Source organism: Glutamicibacter sp. FBE19, assembly GCF_015524875.1.
Lineage (GTDB): Bacteria > Actinomycetota > Actinomycetes > Actinomycetales > Micrococcaceae > Glutamicibacter > Glutamicibacter halophytocola.
The window spans coordinates 140,248-160,641 of sequence record NZ_JACKQN010000010.1 but is presented as its reverse complement, the minus strand read 5'-3'; the positions used below and the strand labels follow the sequence as shown (position 1 = coordinate 160,641).

General features: G+C 67.5%; 14 protein-coding genes. 9 read left to right on the top strand and 5 right to left on the bottom strand.

Annotation, left to right across the window (positions count from 1 at the left end):
• On the top strand, nucleotides 1–1,082 hold a 1,082-nt coding region (locus H6F58_RS15145), incomplete at its 5' end, for a carbohydrate binding domain-containing protein (RefSeq protein WP_206693727.1).
• 9 nt (nucleotides 1,083–1,091) lie between these two features.
• On the opposite strand, the gene H6F58_RS15140 is transcribed toward H6F58_RS15145, so the two are convergent.
• Complete coding sequence (locus H6F58_RS15140) at nucleotides 1,092–2,294, bottom strand: ROK family protein (protein WP_195182087.1); 1,203 nt, start codon at nucleotides 2,292–2,294, stop codon at nucleotides 1,092–1,094.
• 36 nt (nucleotides 2,295–2,330) lie between these two features.
• On the opposite strand from H6F58_RS15140, the gene H6F58_RS15135 reads away from it, so the two are divergent.
• The gene (locus H6F58_RS15135) at nucleotides 2,331–3,197 is read left to right on the top strand and encodes a substrate-binding domain-containing protein (RefSeq protein WP_195182086.1); all 867 of its coding nucleotides are present in this window, start codon (nucleotides 2,331–2,333) and stop codon (nucleotides 3,195–3,197) included.
• Here H6F58_RS15135 and H6F58_RS15130 read toward each other — a convergent pair.
• Entirely contained in the window at nucleotides 3,194–5,344 is a 2,151-nt protein-coding gene (locus tag H6F58_RS15130) for an alpha-galactosidase (RefSeq protein ID WP_195182085.1), read from the bottom strand. The two genes, H6F58_RS15135 and H6F58_RS15130, sit on opposite strands and share 4 nt — an antisense overlap.
• Nucleotides 5,341–6,561, bottom strand: coding sequence for an ROK family transcriptional regulator (locus H6F58_RS15125; protein WP_195182084.1), 1,221 nt, complete (start codon nucleotides 6,559–6,561; stop codon nucleotides 5,341–5,343). The genes H6F58_RS15130 and H6F58_RS15125 overlap by 4 nt, the downstream gene beginning before the upstream one ends.
• 176 nt (nucleotides 6,562–6,737) lie before the next feature.
• Between H6F58_RS15125 and H6F58_RS15120 the strand changes: the two genes are divergently transcribed.
• From H6F58_RS15120 to H6F58_RS15090, 7 genes are all read left to right on the top strand, one after another.
• The gene (locus H6F58_RS15120) at nucleotides 6,738–8,450 is read left to right on the top strand and encodes an ABC transporter substrate-binding protein (protein WP_244652624.1); all 1,713 of its coding nucleotides are present in this window, start codon (nucleotides 6,738–6,740) and stop codon (nucleotides 8,448–8,450) included.
• A 75-nt stretch (nucleotides 8,451–8,525) separates the two neighbouring features.
• A complete protein-coding gene (locus tag H6F58_RS15115; RefSeq protein ID WP_060703160.1) occupies nucleotides 8,526–9,515 on the top strand; it encodes an ABC transporter permease in 990 nt (329 codons plus the stop codon).
• Between the two features lie 14 nt (nucleotides 9,516–9,529).
• The gene (locus tag H6F58_RS15110) at nucleotides 9,530–10,543 is read left to right on the top strand and encodes an ABC transporter permease (RefSeq protein ID WP_146277073.1); all 1,014 of its coding nucleotides are present in this window, start codon (nucleotides 9,530–9,532) and stop codon (nucleotides 10,541–10,543) included.
• The gene (locus tag H6F58_RS15105; protein WP_060703161.1) at nucleotides 10,540–11,439 is read left to right on the top strand and encodes an ABC transporter ATP-binding protein; all 900 of its coding nucleotides are present in this window, start codon (nucleotides 10,540–10,542) and stop codon (nucleotides 11,437–11,439) included. Before H6F58_RS15110 ends, H6F58_RS15105 begins: the two co-directional genes overlap by 4 nt.
• Nucleotides 11,436–12,347, top strand: a complete 912-nt coding sequence (locus H6F58_RS15100) for an ATP-binding cassette domain-containing protein (RefSeq protein ID WP_060703162.1) — start codon at nucleotides 11,436–11,438, stop codon at nucleotides 12,345–12,347. Before H6F58_RS15105 ends, H6F58_RS15100 begins: the two co-directional genes overlap by 4 nt.
• Before the next feature lie 10 nt (nucleotides 12,348–12,357).
• Nucleotides 12,358–14,892: a glycoside hydrolase family 2 protein gene (locus tag H6F58_RS15095; protein ID WP_195182083.1), complete on the top strand. Its 2,535-nt coding sequence runs from the start codon at nucleotides 12,358–12,360 to the stop codon at nucleotides 14,890–14,892.
• A 38-nt stretch (nucleotides 14,893–14,930) separates the two neighbouring features.
• Nucleotides 14,931–15,866, top strand: a complete 936-nt coding sequence (locus H6F58_RS15090) for a BadF/BadG/BcrA/BcrD ATPase family protein (protein ID WP_195182082.1) — start codon at nucleotides 14,931–14,933, stop codon at nucleotides 15,864–15,866.
• 48 nt (nucleotides 15,867–15,914) lie between these two features.
• Here the strand turns inward: H6F58_RS15090 and H6F58_RS15085 are convergent, their stop codons facing one another.
• Together H6F58_RS15085 and H6F58_RS15080 are read right to left on the bottom strand one after the other, a co-directional pair.
• Nucleotides 15,915–16,877 carry an ROK family protein gene (locus H6F58_RS15085; RefSeq protein ID WP_348536401.1) on the bottom strand — a complete coding sequence of 321 codons (963 nt, stop codon included), beginning with the start codon at nucleotides 16,875–16,877 and terminating at the stop codon, nucleotides 15,915–15,917.
• Between the two features lie 164 nt (nucleotides 16,878–17,041).
• Nucleotides 17,042–20,320, bottom strand: a complete 3,279-nt coding sequence (locus tag H6F58_RS15080) for a glycoside hydrolase (protein WP_195182081.1) — start codon at nucleotides 20,318–20,320, stop codon at nucleotides 17,042–17,044.
• Nucleotides 20,321–20,394: the final 74 nt, after the last annotated feature.

The window sequence follows — 20,394 nt, the reverse complement described above, 5'->3', positions numbered from 1 at the left end:
CACTGAAAGCCAACGGAGAAAATCCCTCCATCAACTGGTACACCAAGGTCTTCAAAGCGATCAAGGCCGACCCGCAGGCACGTCGCATGGCCTGGGCCTTGACCTGGACCAATTACGGCACCGGGCAGTTCTTCGTCCCCTATCCGGCCACCGGCGAGCTCGCTGAGCACGAGATGCTCCAGGACTTCCGCGCTTTCGCAGAGGATGAGTTCTCCGTCTTCAGCTCGCAGCTCTCGCCCCGGGATGTCTTTGAGCGAAAGACCAAGGCCGCGGCCCACCCGGCCAGCCTGCGGCTGGTCACGCCGGCGAACGGCACACGCATCACGCACACCGAAACCACCGTGCGGGCCAAGCTCACCGGGACCAATCCGAAGCCCGCCACGGTCGACTTCACCCTCTCGGGGCATCCTCCCATCAAGCTCAACTTCGATGCCGCCTCCGGCTACCACGTGGGCACCTTGGAGGTTCCGCAAGAAGAGCTGGTCAACCAAAGGACTGCTTTTGACTTGCGCGCCACGCTGCCCGGCCAGCGGAAACTGGAAGAAACCGGGCAACTGGTGCTGGGCCAGAAGCCAGCCTCAGCCCCGGGCGTAGTTGATGACTTCGAAGGCTACGCCGACGATTCCGAACTGCGTTCAAGCTACAGCGCAGTGGGCACCAACTCCATCTCGCTGGCGGAGGACCCCGTCGGAGCCGGCGAACGCTCGCTGCGCTTCGACTACGATTTCGGGCTGCAAAGCTACACCGGAATCACCCGCCGCATCGAAGGCGACTGGTCAAGCTTCGACCGGCTATCGCTCTGGCTCCAGCCCGACGGCTCGGGCCAGAAGCTGGTATTGCAGCTGGTCGCCGGCGGCGTCGCCTATGAGGCCTACCCGTCAATGGAAGGCACCGAGGGGCAGCAGCTGTCGATCCCCTTTGCCGATTTCCGGCCGGCCCCCTGGGATACGCAGAACGCAGACCGCCGTATCTCCCAGGAAGACCTTGCCTACCTCTCGCAGCTGAACATCTTCATCAACCAGGTGCCCGAGGCTCCATCAACGAGCGGAAGCTTCTACGTGGATGAGCTGCGCGCCCGGTAGTCCCCCGGCCTAGCCTGCAGGCTTGGCCAGGCTGTGCTGCAGCATCAGGGCCGCGGCACCCACCGAGGCCGCATCAGTCACCTGGGCCGAGAGCCGTACCGTCACATCATGTTTCGGCGCGCTCAAGGCCTCGGCACTGATGCGGTCCCGGATCTGCGTTAAATACAGGGATCCGGCGGTGCTCAGCGAGGGGCCCGCCAACGTCACCGAATCCAGGTCGAGGATGTTGACCATGGCCACCACCACGGTGGCAATATGCTGTGCCGACTCTTCGATCAGCTCCAGGGCCAGCGAGTCCCCATGCACCGCCGCGCTGGCAATCGCCGCAAAATCCGCAAAGGGATTGGCTGGGTCATCGAGGACCGCAATGGTCTGGCGGCCCGCCGCCAGCTCCTGCCGGGCACGGACGGCCACGGCCCGCGGGCCAGCCACTTCTTCCACGGTGGCCCGTTCGCCGGCGGCGCGTTCGAAGCTCGCCCGCCCCAGCAGCCCGGTATTGGAACTCGCCCCGCGGTACACCGTCCCGTCAATGAGCAGCCCGGTATTGATGCTGGCCCCCATATACAGGGTGCAGTGCGCGCTGGCCTCTGGAATCGCGCCGCTCCAGTAGTCGCCCATGACCGCGGCGGTAGCCACATTGTCGACCAGGGTCAGCAGCCCGGTGGCCTTTTGCAACGCCTCGCGGACCGCAAAAAGCTCCCATAGCGGCAGGCTTGCCGAGGAGAGAATCGCCCCGGTCTGCAAATCGATGATCCCCGGCACCGCCAGTCCGATGCCTGCCACCAGCTGCCGGTCGACCCCGGAGAGCGCGAGCAGCGCCTCGATCTGCGTGGCGACGGCCGAAACCACCCGCACCGGCGCGGTGGATCGCGCTCCGCGCATGCGCGTTCGGGCCATCACCGTGCCCGCCGCATCGGTGAGCACCATGACGATCCAGTCGGCGCCCAGCTGCACGCCGATGCTGTAGCGCGCCTGCGGATTCAGGCCCAGCAGCACACGGGGCTTTCCCTTGGCCCCGGTATAGGTTCGTTCTCCGGTTTCCACCAGCAGGCCCTCGGCAAGCAGGGTCTTGACCAGGTTGGAAATGGAAGCCTGGGTCAGCCCAGTATGCCCAGCCAGCTCGACGCGGCTGACCGGTCCCTCCGCACGAACCCGATCCAAGACGAGGACTCGACTGGACTGGGCCGGTGATGGTGGAAGAACGTTGCTCATGTGCCAAGTATGCCGGTTCGATGCGATACTTTGCACATGGACAACGTCGCTGCGCGCACTTCGCCCGGACCCCGCTTCGCCCTGGCGGTGCAGATGAAAAACGGGCCCCACGACCCTGATCCATTTTTCGAGGAGCTGCTCCTTGGCCTGGAGCAGGCCCTGGACCAGCATGATGCCTCGGTGCTGCTGCGCCGCTTCGGCTCTGCCGCCGAAGAGCTGGCCGCCTACCGGGACTGGGCCAGCAGCGGCATGCTCAACGCCGTGATCATTGCCGATATCGCCGAAAACGATGAACGCGTGCTGCGCTGCCGCGAGCTGGGCCTGCCGGTGGTGGTCCTGGGCGGACCGCACATCGAGGGGGTCTCCCTGGTGGAGGTGGATAACTCCGGGGCCATGCTGATGGCCGTGGAGCACCTGGCCGGCCTGGGCCACCAGCGGCTTGGACGGGTCTCCGGCCCGGCCCAGCTGCACCACACCCAGGCGCGCACCCGGGCATTCGGCGAGGCCCTGGCGCGTTTCGGGATTGCTGGCACCAGCCTGGAAGGCAGCTACTCTCCGGGCTCCGGGGCCCAGCGCATCCGCGAGCTGCTGGGCGCGGACCCGCGTCCCAGCGCGATCATCTTTGATGACACCCTCATGGCGGTGGGCGGCCTGGCTGCCGCGCGCGAGCTCGGACTGCGCATCCCGCAGGATCTTTCCATCCTGGCCTGGGATGATTCGCCCGACGCGCGCCTGGCCGAACCGCCGATTTCGGTCGTCAGCCTGGATGTCTTCGAATTGGGGCAGCGCCTGGCCCAGGTGCTGCTGCGCACCCATGCCGGGGACCTGCAGACGGTGGTGCACGTGCCGACCGCGCGAATTGTGGTGCGCGGCAGCACGGCAGCACCGCCCGCCAAAGCCTAGGCGGGCACCTCCTCCACCTGGACGATCAGCGCCTGGCCGGGCCAGAGCAGCGGGATTTGCAGCCCGTGGATTTCCAACAGCCTCCCGGGCAGCACCAGATCGCCCTGGGCGATCCACTGCGGGGTGATCCAGCCGAATTCCGCCTTCCCCAGCTCCTCGCGGACGCGAACCCGGTAGCGGGAGTGCGGCTTCAGGCCATGCAGCCGGATCCGTTCGGGCAGCGCCTCCTCCAAGGTGGCCACCGTGGCTATGGTCCACAACCCTGCGCTGCCGTCCTGGGCCACCACGCCGCTCACGCGAAGCGCCGGATCCAGCAGCTGCGCGTGAACCGGCACACCGGTGTGCAGCAACCCGCGCACCTCCTTGTAGAGCTCGGCGAAGTCGCGCGCCTGCTGCAATTCCTGCTCACTGCATTCGAGCAGATTCCACTCGAAACCGGCCGAGCCCATCAGGCTCGTGGCGGCCCGGAAGGACAGGTCCAGGGTCCGCCCGGAACTATGCGAGGTGGCCGGGCCGATATGGCCTCCCACCAGCTCCGGGGGCAGGAGCAATTGGGTCCACCGCTGGATGTCCTGCCGTTCAATCGCGTCGTTGGAATCCGAGGCCCACACCCGGTCCGCGTATTCCAGGATGCCCAGGTCCGTGCGCGCCCCGCCGCTGGAACAGGATTCGATTTCCAGCCCTGGGCGTTCCTGCTTCAGCTCGCGGATCAACCGGTAGGCTGCCTGCGTGTGCTCGTGGGTTCCCGGACGCTGCCCGTGCAGCGATTCGATCAGGTCGCGATTGTGATCCCATTTGATGAAATCGATGCCGAGCTCCTGGATCAGCGCGCCCATCTGCTGGCGCACATGCGCGTAGGCCTGCGGGTTGGCCAGATCCAGGACATGCTGCGAGCGCCAGGACAGCCCCGCTGGCGGGTTGTGCACATGCTGGGCATTGTGCAGCATCCAGTCGGGGTGATTGCGCGCCAGATCGGAGTCGGGATTGACCATTTCGGGTTCGAACCAGAGCCCGAATTCCATGCCCAGCTCATGGACCCGGGCCGCCAGCGGACCCAGCCCGTCGGGCCAGACAGCGCGGTCCACCTCCCAGTCCCCCAGCCCCTTGGTGTCGTCGCGGCGGGCCATGAACCACCCGTCATCGAGCACGAAGCGCTCCACCCCGACCTGCGCGGCCAATTCCGCCAGGCGCATCAGGGTCTGCGGCTGATGATCGAAGTACACGGCTTCCCAGGTGTTGAGCACCAGCGGCCTTGGCGTGCTGGGGTGCTGTTCCCGGGCGCGCAGGGCGGTGTGGAATCCTGCGCTCAGCCCGTCCAGCCCCTGCCCCGAATAGCCGAACCAGGCCTTCGGGGTGCGGTAGGCGCCACCGGCGCCCAGCCGCATTTCTGCTGGCTGCAACAGCTCTCCGGCTCCGATCAGGGTCAGTGCTTCGCTCATCCGGTCCGTGCGATAGGTGCAGTCCGCGCTCCAGCCCAGATGCACGGCCCACAGCTCGCCGGCACGCTCCTGCGGCACCCCCGCCGAGGCGATCTGCAGATAGGGCGCATCGTGCCCGCCACGGCCGCGCCGAGTTTGCCGGACCACCGCGCCGCGCGGCATCTGGATGGTTTGCGGCGCCTTTTCACGGGTCCAGCGGCCGCTGAACATGCTCAGGTGGTCAGCGTTCTTGGGAATCGGCAGAACGCACTCCAGATGCTGCACCTCAACTTCGCCGCTTCCCTCGTTGACCAGTTCATGGCTGAGCGTGAGCACCCCTCCGGCCAGCAGATCCAGTTCGCTGCGCATCGCCAGCTGGTTGGCGGCGTCGCCGCTTTCAATACGCAGCTTGCAGCCGTCAACGGTGATTTCCCGGGTGATCCACCGGGGGAAGATCGGCGCCCCGGCACGCGTGGCCAGCAGCGCCGGCCGGCCGGCCCAGCCGTCGCCCTGGGTGGGCAGCAGGTTCGGCTGCCAGATGGCATCAACGGTGCCCCGCTCCTCCTGGCGTGCCCCGGCGGCCACCAGGGCGCGAAGCTCCGCTTCTGCCAGCTCGCCGGTCTCGGCGCCCCAGTGCACGACCTCGGGCAGTCCTGCGGGTCGGTGGTGCAGGATGAGGCTGGCCCCATCGCGGCTCAAGACGGTGAATTCCTTGTACTCCTGGGTCATGATCTCTCCATCATTCGGTGGGTTGGTTCTTGGGTTCTGGTTCCATCGCTGGCGCAGAGCACCTGCAAGGCGCCGCCGGTGGCGGCAGACAGCGGGCCGTGCCTTGATCGTTCAACCTGCACCGGGCTCAATGCCCGGTGGCAGGAGCTGGCCTGCACGATCGAGCGCACCTCGGCGAGCAGCAGGTCCCCGGCTCCGGCCAGCGCCGGGCCGGCCAGCACCACGGTTTCGAGCCCGAAGAGGTTGACCAGGCTCACCGCGGCATGCCCCAGCCCGCGGGCCGCTTCCTTCCATAGCGCGCGGGCCTGGGGATGGCCGCGCGTTGCCTGCTCGGCGATGGCCTGGACATCGGCCATCGGATTGCCAGCCCCGCCTGCCAGTGCTTCGGCCAGGCCGGGCAGGCTCGCGGCACGCTGCGCCAATGCGGCACCTGAGCTGTATTGGGACAGGCATCCGCGGTTGCCGCAGGGGCACGGCGGCCCGTTGAAGTCCACGGTGATGTGGCCCAATTCCACCGGGCGCGCATCTGCCCCGCGGAACACCTGTCCTTCATGCACCACCCCGGCCGCGATGGAACTGGCCAGATAGATCACGCCGAAGGGCTGCCGGCGTCCGCCATCAAGCACCCGCTCGGCCAGGGCTGCTGCTGTGCCCACGGGCACCAGGCGCACAGGGAAACCCGCCTGGCGCTCGAGCAGCCCGGCAATTGGCTGGCCCTGCCAGCGCGCATCCGCCTCGTTGGCCAGCAGCGTGCCACTGGGCACGTCGAGCGGCCCTTCAGCGACCAGCCCGATGCCCAGCACGCGGTGCGGCGCGATCCCGCAGGCATCGGCCATGGCCAGGATCCTGGTGCCAACGGCTTCCAGCTGCCGGGCAGGGGCGAGGCGCTGATCGGAATCCACGCGCGATGCGCCAATGGTCCGGCCAGTGAAATCCGTGAGCACCAGCTCGATGCCGCCGCGCTCGAAGTGGACACCCACCGCGCAGCGCGAATCAGCACGCAGCTGGAGCATCCGGCGCGGCTGCCCGCCACGGGACGCGGCACGCCCGGTCTCCTCGACCAGGCCTTCTTCCACGAGCACCCGCACCAGATTGCTGATGGTCCCGGCAGTGAGCCCGGTCGCCTCCACGAGGTCAATCCGGCTGCTGGTTCCGGACACTCGCAGCAGGTCAAGCAGTCTTTCCCGATTGGTCGGCGGAACGCTGTTGCGCTGCATCGCTGCCTTGCACCTCCTTGCTGGCCCTCGCCTTGTTCTGCGTCACACTATGAACTTCTCTTCCATATTATCTTGACCAACTTAATTTAATCACCTAACTTCTTAATGAGTCGTGATTTGCGACACAGAATCAACCACATCGGCGCTCAGGGCCGATCCGATGAAAGCGACACTCCATGTTCCCCTCCTCGCAACCGGGCACCTTGCGGCGCCATCGCGGCATGCTCGCCCTCGCAGCCGGCGCCAGCATTCTCTCCCTGGCTCTCAGCGGATGCTCCTCCGCCGGATCCGGCCAGCCGAAGGCCGACGCCGCGGACGCCACCCTGGTGGCCTACACCGGCCAGGCCGGTGACTACCAGATCAACTTCAACCCCTTCTCGCCTTCCCAGATCGCAGGCCCGGGCACCATCTTCGAACCGCTGTTCTACCTGAACAAGGCCGCAAAAGACGCCAAGCCCGAACCCTTGCTGGGCACGGAATCCTCATGGAACGAGGATGGCACCGCGCTCTCGGTGACCCTGCGCGAGGGCGTGACGTGGAGCGACGGGGAGCCTTTCACCGCCGATGATGTGGCCTTCACCTTCAACTTGCTCAAGAAGCACCCCGCGTTGAACAGCCTGGGGTTCAAGGGCGAGGTCAAGGTCGTGGATAACACCCACATCACCTTCAACTTCAAGGACAGCGCCTTCGTCTCCGGTCCGGACATCCTGACCCAGGCGGTGATCGTGCCGGAGCACCTGTGGGCCAAGCTGAACCCGGAGACGGACGTCATCGAAAAACCGGTCGGCACCGGGGCCTACACCCTCGCCGACTTCAAGCCGCAGGCCTTCACGCTGAAAGCCAACCCGTCCTACTGGGGCGGCGAACCCGAACTGAAAAACATCCGCTACCTGGCCCTGTCCGGCAACACTGCCGGCGCCGACGCCATTGCGCAGGGCACCATCGACTGGCAGACCGGCCCGATCCCCGACATCCAGAACGTCTCCACGAACTTCCCGGACTACGCCAAGCTGACCGTGGCCCAGAGCCAGCAGGTGCTGGCCACCTGCGCCAACGTCAAGCTGGGCTGCACCGGGGCGCAAACCGATCCTGCGGTGCGCCGCGCCATCTACCTGGCCCTGGATCGCACCCAGCTCAACACCCTGGCGTACGAAAACACCGCCGCGCCGATCTCCCCATCCTTCGCGCTGCCCGATACCCAATCGCAATGGATCTCCCAGAAGGTGCAGCCAGCGGTTGCCCCGGAAACCGCGGATCCGCAGGCCGCGGCCGCGCTGCTTGAGGAAGCCGGCTGGAAGAAGGGCGCCGATGGCATCTTCGCCAAGGACGGCAAAAAGCTTTCGCTGACCATTGAAGTGGTCACCGGCTGGACCGACTACATCACCGCCATCCAGACCATCACCGAGCAGGCCAAGGCCGCTGGCATCCAGATCCAGGCCGCCCAGTCCTCGTGGAACGAGTGGACCGACAAGCGCACCAAGGGCGAGTTCGAGCTGGCCATCGACTCGCTGTGGCAAGGCCCCGCCCCAGACCCGTACTACGTGTACAACTACTTCTTCTCCTCGGAAAGCACCGCGAAAGTCGGCAAGACCTCCGGCAACAACTACTCCCGCTACGCCAACGACAGCGTCGACAAGGCGATCAACGCGCTGAAAACCATCCCGTTTGAAGACAGCGCGGCCCGCCAGCAGCAGTACGACGTGATCCAGCAGCAGATCGTCGCGGACATGCCGTACATCCCGGTGCTCACCGGCGGCACCACCAGCGTGTGGAACACGGCCAAGTTCACCGGATGGCCCACCGCAGAAGACACCTACGCCTTCCCCGCCGTCTGGTCGCGCCTGGATGCCGCACAGGTCTTCAAGGCCCTGAAGCCGGTCCAAGGCTGATTTCCCCGGCGCCGGGGACCCCCGGTCCCCGGCGCGGGACATTCCTTCGAACCACTCAAGGCAACAGGTGCAATTGTGAACTATGTAATCCGGAAACTGGGCTTCTACGCCATCGCCCTCTGGGCAGCGCTCACCCTGAACTTCATCATCCCCCGGCTGCTGCCGGGGGATCCCGTGGATATCCTGCTGGCCAAGCTGCAGCAGCGCGGCGGCAGCGTCACCGAGGAAACCCGCAAGGCCTACTCGATCCTGCTCGGCGGCGATGATTCGCAGCCGCTGATCGTGCAATATGCAGGCTACCTGGGCAACCTCTTCAAGGGCGACCTCGGCGTCTCGGTGAGCTACTTCCCGGCCCCGGTCACCGAGGTCATCGGAGCCTCCATGCCGTGGACCGTGATCCTGGTGGGGGTCTCGACCATTCTGGCCGCCGGGATCGGCATCCTGCTGGGGACCTTCGCCGGATGGCGCCCGGGGACCTGGCTGGACTCGCTGGTCCCGGCCACCACGCTGCTGGCCGCGGTCCCCTACTTCTGGCTCGCCCTGGTGCTGGTCTACCTGCTCTCCCGCGGGCTGGGCCTCTTCCCGGCGCAGGGAGGCTATGACGTGGTGCTCGACCCCGGATTCAATGGCCCCTTCCTGCTTTCCGCGATCGAGCATGCGGTCCTGCCGGCACTGACCATTGTCATCGCCGCCCTGGGAGGCTGGCTGCTGGGCATGCGCAACATGATGGTGTCTACGCTCTCCGAGGACTACGTGCTGACCGCCCGCGCCAAGGGGCTTCCCGAACGCTGGATCCTGCGCAACTACGCCGCCCGCAATGCCGTGCTGCCCTCCGTGGCCGGTTTCGCCATTTCGCTGGGCTTCGTGGTTTCCGGTTCGGTGGTGACCGAGCAGGTCTTCTCCTATCCGGGCATCGGCTCGCGCCTGCTGGCAGCGGTCACCAACAACGACTACGCCCTGATGCAGGGCGTGTTCCTCTACATCACGGTCGCGGTGCTCGCGGCCAACCTGCTGGTCGACCTGATCTATGGCCTGGTCGACCCGCGCACCCGGGCCCGCGGCTAGGAATGGAAACCGACATGGCACCTTTTAACGACACCAAAACCACCAGCGGCATCCTGGCGGACACCGGAGGGGATCCGGCGCCGGAACCCGCGGGCCGCGCCACGGCCCCCAAGGCCGCGTGGCGGATGCTGCTGCCCTCTCCCACCCCGTGGCTGGTCATCGGGCTGGGCCTGATCCTGGGCATCGCGCTGTTCGGCCTGCTCGCGCCGCTCTTCGTGCAGGACCCCAACGCGATCAGCAATATCGGGCTGAGCTCCCCGGGAGCCGAGCACCTGCTGGGCACCACCCAGACCGGCCAGGATGTGCTGGCACAGCTGGCCTACGCCACCCGCGGCTCGCTGCAGATCGGGCTGATCGTGGGCGTGCTGGCCACCGCGCTCTCGGCCTTCTTCGGCATCTACGGGGCCTACCTCGGCGGTTTCGCCGACGAAAGCTTCTCGCTGCTCTCCAACGTGTTCCTGGTGATCCCCGGCTTGCCCCTGGTCATCGTCATCTCCGGATTCGTGCCGCGCGAAAGCCGCGGCCTGTGGACCATCGCGGTGGTCCTGGCGCTGACCAGCTGGGCGGCCTCCGCCCGCGTGCTGCGGGCGCAGACCCTTTCGGTGCGCAACCGCGACTACGTGCAGGCATCCAAGGTCTCCGGCGAGCGCGCCTGGCGGGTCATCGTCGTGGAGATCCTCCCGAACCTGCTGCCCGTGCTGGCCTCGCAGTTCGTCTTCGCGGTGATCGCGGCCATCCTGGGCGAGGCGGGCCTGTCCTTCCTGGGCCTGGGGGCTTCGAGTTCCTCCACGCTGGGCACCATGCTCTACTTCGCGCAGAACGGCTTTGCCCTGCCCTTGGGCGCCTGGTGGTGGTTCTTGCCTCCGGGCCTGATGATCGCGCTGTTCGGCATGGGGCTCTCGCTGGTGAACTTCTCCATCGACGAGATCATCAACCCGAAGCTGAAGAGCGTGCGCGAGGCACGGAAACTTTCGCGCGCAGCCGCCAGGGCGGCGGGCGCACAACCACGGAAGGCAGCAGCCCGATGAGCACAATATCCCCAGAACGCCTCGAAGCGGGCGCCACCGGCAAGCCGCCGGTGCTCAGCGTGCGCGGGCTGAGCGTCGTCTACGAATCCCAGAACCCGGTCACCGCGGTCAAGAATGCCTCCTTCGAGCTGGGCCGCGGGGAAATCCTCGGGCTGGCCGGCGAATCGGGCTGCGGCAAGACCACCCTGGCCTACGCCATCAATCGGCTGCACCAGCCGCCGGCCCGGATTTCCTCGGGCCAGGTTCTCTTCCACGACAGCAGCGGCCAGGAACTGGACCTGCTGGGCCTGGGCGAGAGCCAGCTGCGCGACTTCCGCTGGCAAAAGCTCTCCATGGTCTTCCAAGGCGCGATGAACGCGCTGAATCCGGTGCGCAGCATCGGCGCCCAGCTCGATGACACGCTGCGCGCCCACGCCCCCGGAATGACCCGGGCGGCCCGCCGGGAACGCAGCGCGCAGGTGCTCACCCGCGTGGGGGTGGACCCGGGCCGGCTGCGCTCCTTCCCGCATGAGCTCTCCGGGGGCATGCGCCAGCGCGTGATGATCGCCATGGCGATGCTGCTCGAGCCCCAGGTGATGATCATGGACGAGCCGACCACCGCCCTGGATGTGGTGGTGCAGCGCGATATCCTGCGCGAGATCGTGCGGCTGCGCGAGGAGCTGGACTTCGCGGTCATCTTCATCACCCACGACCTGCCGCTGCTGCTGGAGATCAGCGACCGGATCGCGGTGATGCTGCGCGGCGAAATCGTCGAGCTGGACCAGGCAGCCACCCTCTACCGGCAGGCCGCCCATCCCTACACCCGGAAGCTTCTGGCTTCCTTCCCGAGCCTGCGCGGGGACCGCGGGGCCTTTGTGCGCGGCGGCACCGCCGATGACCCCCAGGAGCAATCATGACCAGCGTTCGCGTCGAGAATCTGAGCAAGGACTACACGCTGCGCGGCGGGCTCAAGCGCCGCACCCTGCGGGCCGTGGACCGGGTCAGCTTCGAGTTGTCCCCGGGCAAGACGGTGGCCCTGGTGGGTGAATCCGGCTCCGGCAAATCAACCATCGCCAAGCTGCTCACCCGCATGGAGAAACCCAGCTCCGGGAGCATCGAGGTGCTCGATGGGCAGCAGCGGCAGGTTGCCGACGCGCACTATCGCCGGCATCTGCAGATGGTCTTCCAGGACCCCTTCGCCTCGCTGAACCCCTTCCACAGCATCGAGCACCACCTGGCCCGTCCATTGCGCATCCACCAGCGCACCGCCGGCAAGGGCCAAACCTATCAGCGGGTGCTGCAGATGCTGGAGCGGGTGAACCTGGAACCGGCCGGGCAGATCGCCGCCAAGCGGCCCCACGAGCTCTCCGGCGGGCAGCGCCAGCGGGTGGCGATCGCCCGCGCGCTGGCACCGGGGGCGCAGGTGCTGATCGCCGACGAGCCGGTGTCGATGCTGGATGTCTCCATCCGCCTCGGGGTGCTGAACCTGCTGGCCCGGCTGCAGCGCGAAGACCAGCTCGCGGTGCTGTACATCACCCACGACCTGGCCACCGCACGGCACTTCTCCGACGAGATCCTCGTGCTCTACAAGGGCCGGATTGTCGAGCGCGGCCCCTCCGACGAGGTGATCCTGAACCCGCAGCACGACTACACCCGGCTGCTGGCGCAGGCCGCCCCGGACCCCGAACGCGTGGGCCAGGTGCTGAACACCGGCCTCGGGGTGGACCGCGCCCGGATCGACAACACGAATTGCTTCAACCATTTCACCGGCGGCTGGGAACAGCTGGATCGCACCGAGACCCAGCTGCCCGCCGCTCACCGTTAGGAACCGCTAGATGAACACCTACCCATTGACCGAAGGCTGGAGCCTGGAGGCCGCCGGAGGACAGCCGGCCATCGACCTGCCCGCGGGATTGCCCGCTGAAGTGCCCGGCAGCGTGCACACCGACCTGCTGCGCGCCGGGCTGATCCCCGACCCCTACCTCGATGCCAACGAGGCCAAGCTGAGCTGGATGCACCACATGGACTGGCGCTACCAGAGCGTGCTGCAGCTGGATCCGGCGGACGCGGGCGAACGCGTGGACCTGGTCTTCGAGGGCATCGATACCATCGGCACCGTGGCCCTGGAGGGCCAGGAGCTGGGCCGCACCGCCAATATGCACCGCAGCTACCGCTTCGACGTGCGCGAATACGCCGACGGGAAGCCCCGCCGGCTGGCGGTCACCCTGGCCTCGGCCACGGCCTATGCCCAGGCGCAGCGCGAACGGCTCGGCGACCGCCCCAGCGCCTACCACCCCGTGCCCTTCAACTTCATCCGCAAAATGGCCTGCAGCTTCGGCTGGGACTGGGGACCGGATCTGCGCACCGCCGGGCTCTACAAGCCGGTGCTGGTGCACCGCTGGAAGGTGGCCCGGCTGGCCCAGGTGCGCCCGCTGGTCACCGTGGACGCGGCGGGCACCGGGCAGATCGAGGTGCAGGTGGACGTTCAGCGCTCGGGCCTGCAGGAGCCGGGCGAACTGGAGCTGGCCGCCAGCATCCTGGGTGCCAGCGCCACCGTGCGCATCCCCGCGCACAGCAGCCAGGCAACACTGTCCCTGGCCGTGCCCCAGGCACCGCTGTGGTGGCCGGCCGGCTACGGAGCGCAGCCGCTGCATGAGCTGCAGGTCGCCCTGGGCGAACCGGAGGGCACCGAGCCGCTGGATCACTGGGCGCGCCGCGTGGGATTCCGCACCATCGAGCTGGACACCAGCGAAGACGAGCACGGCACCGCCTTCCTGCTCAAGGTCAACGGGCAGCCGGTGTTCATCAAGGGCGCCAACTGGATTCCCGATGACCACCTGCTCACCCGCATCACCCGCGAGCGCATCGAACGCCGGCTGGACCAGGCGCTGGGCGCCAACCTGAATCTGCTGCGCGTCTGGGGCGGCGGCATCTACGAAAGCGAGGACTTCTACACCGCCTGCAGCGAGCGGGGCCTGCTGGTCTGGCAGGACTTCCTGCTGGCCTGCGCCGCGTACCCCGAGGAGGAGCCCTTCACCCAGGAGCTGGCCGCCGAGGCGCGGGAGAATGTCGTGCGGCTCATGCCGCACCCGTCCCTGGCCATCTGGAACGGCGGCAACGAGAATGTCTGGGGCCATGAGGACTGGGAGTGGAAGCAGGCCCTTGACGGGCGCAGCTGGGGCGGGTACTTCGCCCACGAAATGCTGCGCGAGATCGTGGCCGAGCTGGACCCCACCCGCCCATACTGCGATAACAGCCCCTACACCCCGCACCGGGCGGCCAGCGAGCTGCACCCCAACCACCCGGATCACGGCACCCACCACCAGTGGGAGGTCTGGAACCGGATCGACTATCTGCAGTACCGCAGCGACATTCCCCGTTTCTGCTCCGAATTCGGCTTCCAGGGGCCGCCGACCTGGCGGACCCTGGGCGATTGGGTGCACAGCAGCGATGGCGGACCGCTCGCCCAGTCGCCGGACCCCAGCCGCGACCCGGTGTTCCTGGTGCACCAGAAGGCCGACGACGGCAATGCCAAGCTGGAGCGCGGCCTCGCCGCGCACCTGGGGGTCCCCGCGGACTTCGAGCACTGGCATTGGGCCACCCAGCTGAACCAGGCCCGCGCCGTGCGCTACGCCATCGAGCACTATCGCTCGTGGTGGCCGCGCACCGCCGGTGCCATTGTCTGGCAGCTCAACGACTGCTGGCCGGTGACCTCCTGGGCCGCCGTCGATTCCGAAGAGCGCCCCAAGCCGCTGTGGCATGCGCTGCGCCTGGCCAATGCGCCGCGCATGCTCTCCTTCGGCGAGCGGGACGGGCAGCTGCACTTGAGCCTGGTCAACGACCATGCCGAGCCGTGGGCCGGAACCTTGTCGCTGTCCCTGCAGGGGTTCGACGGCAAGCCGCGCCACAGCGTTGAACAGCGGGTGCTGGTTCCTGCCCGATCGGTGCAATCGGTATCCATCGACCCGGCGCTGTGCGCCCCCGGCCAGGTGCGCAACGAGGTGCTGGTGGCCACCGTGGGCCAGGAGCATGCCGTGCACCTCTTCGCCCCCGACGTGGAGCTCAGCCTGGATCCGGCACCGCTGCGTGGAGTGGTCCGGGAGCTGGCCGATGGCTATGAGGTGCGCGTGAGCGCGCTTTCCCTGGCCCTGGATGCCACCTTGCTCGTGGACCGCGTGCACCCCGAGGCCAGCGTCGAACAGGGCCTGGTCAGCTTGCCGGCCGGGGCCGAGGCCAGCTTCGTGGTGCACTGCCCGCCGCTGGCGGATCCGCAGCAGCTGCTCTCCCCGAGCGTGCTGCGCACGGCCAATGACCTGCGGGCCGTCGAGCTCTCGCACCGCTCCGCGCTCGCTGGCGCAACCCAGCGCTAGCCCGCCGTCCCATCCCACCCGCACAGAAAGCCGACCACATGAGTACCGAACTACCCCTGCTGGCCATCGACGGCGGCCAGAGCTCCACCCGCTTCCGGATCGGCGATGCCACCGGCGTGCTGCCGCCGGTGCGCACCGGCGAGCCCCTGGAGCAGCAGATCAGCGGGGCCATCCGCACCGCGCTGAGCCAGCGGCCGCAGGCCGGGCCAATCCGCGTGGCAGCGGGCTATTCCGGCTTGCTGCCCGAAGCGATCGACCCCGCGCGCATACTGGAGGAATGCGCCGGCCTGGGGGTGCGTTCGTTGCATCTGGCCCATGATTCGATCTCCGGCTACCTCTCCTGCCTGGGGGAACAGCCAGGGGCGTGCGTGGCCGTGGGCACCGGGGTGGTCGCCCTGTCCACCGGGCCCACCGGATTCGCGCGCATCGACGGGTGGGGCCACCTGCTCGGTGATGCCGGCAGCGGATACTGGATCGGGCGCCGCGGGCTGGAAGCGGCCATGCGGGCGCACGATGGCCGCGGGCAGGACACCGGACTGCTCGCCGAGCTGCAGGCCGACTTCCCGGACGTGGAGAGCGCCTATATCCAGATCCAGTCCATGGAACAGCGTGTTGCCTTCGTGGCCTCATACGCTCGAAAGGTCATCGAGCTGGCAGGCCGCGATGCCGTGGCGCGGCGAATCGTGGAACAGGCCTGCGATGAGCTGGTCCACTCGCTGGATACCGGGCTGCGCCGCGTCGGGTGGCCCCCCGGCTGCGCTCCGGCGATCAGCTGGGTCGGCAATATCGCAACGAACCAGATGGTCGATGGATTGCTGCGCGGCAAAACGCTCCAGCAGTGGCCGCAGGCACGCATCCTGCCTGCCGGTGGCACGCCACTGGACGGGGTGGCGCTGCTTCCGGGTCTGCCCGGGGAGCATCCGCTCTCCTCGCAGGTGCTGCATGCACAGCGCAGCGCCTCGGCAATGCGCTGAAATTCGCTGCTCGTCCGGCATGGCAGTGCCAGCCGGACGAGCGGCCTTTTATCCGTTCAGGTTGAAGCGGGCCAGGTCCGCGGCGCCAATCAGCCCCGCGGACGGACCCAATTCGGCCTGGCAGATCTTCGCAAAAGGACGGTAGCCTCGGCCAGAGAGCGTGCGGCGGTAGGTCTCTTCGGCGGTGGCCACCAGCTGCTTTGATGCGGTGCCCAAGCCGCCGCCAATCACAATGGTGCCCGGATCCAGCACCGAGACCAGATTCGAGATGCCCAAGCCGAGCCAGCCACCCATATCGGCAATCAGGTCTTCGCAGGCCGGGTCGCCCTGGGCTGCCAGGCGGGTTACTTCCGCTCCGGTGACGGCTTCGGGGTTATCCCCGACGGCTTCGCGCAGCCGGAAAGCCACGGGCGACTTGCTGCGCACGAGTTCTGCGCCTTCACGGCCCAAGGCATTTCCAGAAGCGTATTGTTCCCAGCAGCCCCGGTTGCCGCAGGCGCACCGATGGCCACCGGGAACAATGACCTGATGCCCGAATTCCCCGGCGATGCCTGATTTGCCGCGGTGGATCTGGCCTCCGAGGATCACTGCCCCGCCAATGCCGGTGCCCAGGGTCAGGCAGACCATGTCGCTTTCGCCGCGTCCGGCGCCAAAACGGTGTTCGGCCCAGCCGGCGGCGTCAGCATCATTGACGAGCGTGACTTCGTGCCCCACCAGTTGCATCAGGCGATCACGCACCGGCTCATTGCGCCACGAAAGGTGCGGGCTGAACAGGACGTTCTTTCCCTTGCGGTCCATCCAGCCTGCGGCGCCGATGCCCACCGGCATCTCGTCGTTGCCCTCGGAGAGCTCGCGGATCATCTCCGCCAGGGCCCGTTCTGTCCCGGCCACATCGTGGTTGGGTGTCTCGCGGTGGATCTGCCCGTAGACATTTCCCTCTTCATCCACGAGAGCTGCAAGGATTTTGGTGCCACCGATGTCAACGCCGATGGAAAGATTAGCTGGACTCACAGTCATCCAGCTTAGACCCTCGGAAAACGCCAGTGGTCCTCCTGTGCTGTTTCAGACACCCTCCACGCACTGCCGGCATTCAAGAAAGCCAGGGCAACTGCGGGCGGCTGCCCCTTGGGGTAGCCGCCCGCAGCGCCGTCACTTAGTGGCCGGATCAGCGGCCCCTACTCCGGTTTCCCGGGCGTGAACTTGATGGCGTACTTGGTGCTGGTGCCGTCTTCGGCCTTTACCTCGACGGTGGCGGTGCGGCCCGGCCGCGAGGCCTGGGTGATCACCACCTCGGCCGCGGAATCCGTGGCCACGGCGCTCAGCTTCGGAAAGCTGCCGCCGCGCACGCCGGCGAGCGCATAGCTGGTGGCCTTGGGGTCGAAGCCGGCCACGTCCACACCGTCGACCATCAGCCGCGCCAGGATCGATTCGCTTGAAGGGCTGGGAGCCGCGGCAAGAATCTGCACCTCGGCCACGATCATGTGGGTATTCTCGCGGGCCGTGAGCACAACGCGCAGCTCATCGGCAACAACGCCGCCGGTGTCCACCGTGGCCACCGGTGCCCCGCCATCCGGGGCATCGATCTGGAGATCTTCGCCAGCGGCAACCCAGTCGCCCCCGCCGGTGCGCGTTTGAACGCTCAGCGACTGGGCCCAGGATTCATGCCCGCCATCCCGGTAGAAGTGCACGGCCACCTGCTCGATAGCGGTGGGCGCATCCAGCGCGTAGCCGAGCGTATCCTGCTCGTTCTTGTCGCCGGATTTCCAGTTGGACCAGGCCTTGTCCCGGGTGTCGCCATTGATCGTTGCTCCCGCCGAATACCCGGGCTCGGTGAAGCTGGCACTGGGCGTCGATTCCGGGGCGATGTTGCCCAGCGCCGGTGCGGTGAGGATGACCGCGGCCCGCGCCTCCAGCGGCGCAGCGTCCGGATCATTCGATTCGGCCTGCCCGGTGATGGCCAGGGTGCCGGTCTTGGATAATGCGTCGGCGCTCAGCCCGGAGGTGTCCCAGCGGACCGGGGTGTCGAAGCGCTGGGCCCCGGCGCCCACCTGGGCGGGCACGGTCGCCGGAAGCGCGGAGATCACCTGGTCGGCTGGCGCGCCGGCAAAGCTGGTCACCGATACCGGGTCGGTGGCGCTGAAGCTTCCGATGGCGATGGCCAGGTCCGCCTTCAGCTCGTTGCCGAAGACATCCGTGCCGCGCCCGGGGATGTGCCAGGTGCCCTCGGCGTTCCAGTCAATGCCGGAGGCCTGCCAGTCCACGGGCACCGGGGCACCGGCTCCGCCAGCGTAGAGCGGGGTGATTTCCGCCGGCAACTCGGCTTCGACACCGGGCAGGGTTTGCACCGCTTCGGGATGCACGCCCACCGGTTCGATGCTGCGCAGGTCCCACTGCTGGTTGCCGCCGCCCGAGGAGCGCCAGGTCCCGACGCTCGCGCCGGGCTCGGTGGATTCGCCATTCACGTCCAGCGCATACCCGTTGGAGGCGTTGACCAGCGACCAGGTGGATCCGTCGGTGGTGGTCGGGATCCACTGCAGCCTCCGGTCGGTGGCCGGCTCGCCGCCGGCAACCGTGAGCGTGGCTCCTTGGTCATCCACGCCCAGCGTCCTGCCCGCACCGTCGGTCAGCGCAATGCGCTCGCGGTTGCTGCTCCCGCCAGTCAGCCGGGTGGCCGTCCAGGTTTGCGCCTCGGCTTCCTGGGCGGTGGTTGCGGGCTGCTCGATGGTGGCCCCGCCCTCGCCAGCGGCCAGCGCGAGTTGCGACTGCCCGCCGATCAGGGTATAGCGCCCGCCGTCGCGCACCGGCGCGGCTTCATCGGCGATGCCCGATACCCCGCTCACGCTCAGCGTGGTGACGGACTTCGCCGGCACGGTGATTTCGGCCTTTTTCGTGGCCGGGTCGATTGCTACGGCCTGGCCGGCCACCAGGGCGCCCTGTTCGGGGGCGTCGGCCGGCGACTCGGTGGTGACATGCGGGGTGACGCTGGCCTTCTTGCGCACCTTGCCGAAGAGCGAGAGATCCAGCTCGATGGTTTCGGCCTGGTCGGACGGGTTGATGTGCACCACGTCCAGGCCCTTGCCGTCGGCATCCAGCGCGGCGGTGGCGCGGTTGCTTCCGGAGGGGATCACGTGATCGCCAGGCAGGATGTAGTGGGTGAAATTGCGCACGGTGTTGTACTTGGCGTTGGTGGCCACCGAGCACGAGGGATCCGCGTCGCCGTCGGCCAGGCGCCGAAGGGAATTGCCCTCGGCATTGCAGTCGAAGTCCACCAGCACGCTGCCCCAGTTCAGGTTCTCCACGCGCTCCATATTGTAGCGGTCCTCCACCGGCTGCCAGAACACCCAGGCGTTCGGCTCCAGCTCGCGCAGGTCATCGATCATCCGCCCGGCCATGCCGATGCCGTTGTCGATATTGGTCAGGTTGTGCCCGCCGCTGGTGTCCCAGTCGCCTTCGACCTCGCTCATCCACAGCGGCTTGTCCGCGGCCTTGGCGATGTCGCGCACCACCCGCCGGTCCCCGGTCCCGTAGGTGTGCACGTTCAGCTGGGATACCGCGTCGCGGGCCTGCTGGTCGTAGCTCTCCCAGTTTTTGGCGAAGATGCCCGGGTTAGTCTCGTCCATGGCCGAGATCTTCACGTCGGTGCCGGATTCCTCCAGCTTCTTCGCCAGCGCCTTGGTGACCAGATTCTGCATTTCCGGCCCGATATGCGCGCCCTCCTGCCGGCTGGCGCTGGTGGGCCAGCCGTCCTCGCCCAGCCGGGTGGACCAGTAGTTGGTGTTCGGTTCATTGAACGGATCCAGCGTGGAGAAATCCACATCATGCCGGGCTTCGAGCTCCTGGACAACGGTGGCCAGGTAGGCAACATACTTGTCGATGTCCTCCTTCGCCAGCTGCTCGGCATTGCCGTCGCCGATGCCGCCGGAGACGAAGCCGCTTTGGGTCAGGAAGTAGGGCGGGGAATTGCTGAAGGCCTCCCAGACCACGTCATCGCGTTCAGCGGCCAGTGCGTCCAGCCACCAGCGCTGGGTCTGATCCGCATCGAAATCATAGGAGTTCGGATCCTCGGGATCCCAGGCCGCGGCATAGGCCTCGCGGTCCTCGTAGCTGGAGGTGATGCCGGCGTCTTTTCCTGCCTCCGGGTTCCACCAGCCCTCGACGTCTCCGCCGGGGCGCAGGTAGCCGGGCACGTCCGTGGCGTTGCCGCCACCGATGTTGTAGCGGGCGATATTCAGGTTCAGCCCTTCGGCGCCGAAGACCTTGTCGAACAGGTCCCGGCGCACCTTCTCGGGGTAGCCTCCGGTGGCGTTGGCGAACCAGACGAGGCTGGTCCCCCAGCCCTGGAATTCGGGCCCCTGGTACGAGGGGTTGGGCTTGAGCTGCACCGTGGCGCCGGTTACCTCCGCCGCGGCCGGCGCGGCGCCGCCCAGCACTGCCGCGCTGAGGGTTCCGAGCACAAGAGCACTGCTGCTGATGACAGAGATGGCGCGTCTTACATGGCATGACAGATTTGGCATAGTTGCCTTTCGAA

Excerpts from the sequence above, each read along its gene's own strand:
- H6F58_RS15140 (WP_195182087.1), bottom strand. The coding sequence starts at position 2,294 with ATGAGCAACGTTCTTCCACCATCACCGGCCCAGTCCAGTCGAGTCCTC.
- H6F58_RS15135 (WP_195182086.1), top strand. The coding sequence starts at position 2,331 with ATGGACAACGTCGCTGCGCGCACTTCGCCCGGACCCCGCTTCGCCCTG.
- H6F58_RS15130 (WP_195182085.1), bottom strand. The coding sequence starts at position 5,344 with ATGACCCAGGAGTACAAGGAATTCACCGTCTTGAGCCGCGATGGGGCC.
- H6F58_RS15125 (WP_195182084.1), bottom strand. The coding sequence starts at position 6,561 with ATGCAGCGCAACAGCGTTCCGCCGACCAATCGGGAAAGACTGCTTGAC.
- H6F58_RS15120 (WP_244652624.1), top strand. The coding sequence starts at position 6,738 with ATGTTCCCCTCCTCGCAACCGGGCACCTTGCGGCGCCATCGCGGCATG.
- H6F58_RS15110 (WP_146277073.1), top strand. The coding sequence starts at position 9,530 with ATGGCACCTTTTAACGACACCAAAACCACCAGCGGCATCCTGGCGGAC.
- H6F58_RS15105 (WP_060703161.1), top strand. The coding sequence starts at position 10,540 with ATGAGCACAATATCCCCAGAACGCCTCGAAGCGGGCGCCACCGGCAAG.
- H6F58_RS15100 (WP_060703162.1), top strand. The coding sequence starts at position 11,436 with ATGACCAGCGTTCGCGTCGAGAATCTGAGCAAGGACTACACGCTGCGC.
- H6F58_RS15095 (WP_195182083.1), top strand. The coding sequence starts at position 12,358 with ATGAACACCTACCCATTGACCGAAGGCTGGAGCCTGGAGGCCGCCGGA.
- H6F58_RS15090 (WP_195182082.1), top strand. The coding sequence starts at position 14,931 with ATGAGTACCGAACTACCCCTGCTGGCCATCGACGGCGGCCAGAGCTCC.